We start from the raw sequence: 690 nt of genomic DNA on the forward strand, positions 1-690 counted from the left end.
ACTGTGCCGCTGTCCACGTCCCAGCGCCAGGCAAGGTCGTGAGCGAGCCAGTGTTCAGCGGGTGGCTGGCTCCGCCACTGGCATAGCTCAATACCTGCGGCACTGTCAGCTCGAGTCCGGTCGCGAGCGTCGGATTGCCGAGATGCGCCTGCAATGCGCTGATGGCGGCCGATGCACTCGTGCCGTAGATCGTTTGGGTGATGCTTGCCCAAGTATCGCCAGCCTGCACCGTGTAGTAGGCAGGAACGGTCGATGCGAAGCTAAGCGTCGCGGGAAACGCCGACAGCAATCCTCCAGTAATCAACGCAGGATTGCCCATGGCCGCTTGCAAAGCGCTGCCGGCCGCGGCGCTGTTCACACCATACAGAGCGTTAGCAATCGATTGCCACGTCGCACCGGCGGGGACGGTGTAGTAGCCCGGGCTGAGGTAACTGGCCTGATAGATCGAACGGAAGTTGTTACCGTCGACCTGCTCCCACACCAGCGCGGCGCTGCCGCCCATATCGACCGCGGCGAACTGTGCAGTCACCGTGGTCGAGCGCGAATCGATCAGCTGCGGCGTACTCCACGTGCCGCCATTCGAAGTGACCGCGTAAAGATCGTCGGTCGTTCCGTTGGTCTGCAGCCAACCCACCACCGCGTTGTTGCCGGCGATGGCGACCGAGATTCTTGTTCCAGAAACCGCGGCAG

At 62.8% G+C, this 690-nt stretch carries 1 pseudogene; it reads right to left on the reverse strand.

Annotated elements, in window-relative coordinates:
- Positions 1–690 (reverse strand): annotated as a pseudogene (locus tag ACFPN2_RS26735) (hypothetical protein); the annotation flags it as partial.

This window comes from Steroidobacter flavus, from assembly GCF_042651805.1.
GTDB classification, from domain to species: Bacteria; Pseudomonadota; Gammaproteobacteria; order Steroidobacterales; family Steroidobacteraceae; genus Steroidobacter; species Steroidobacter flavus.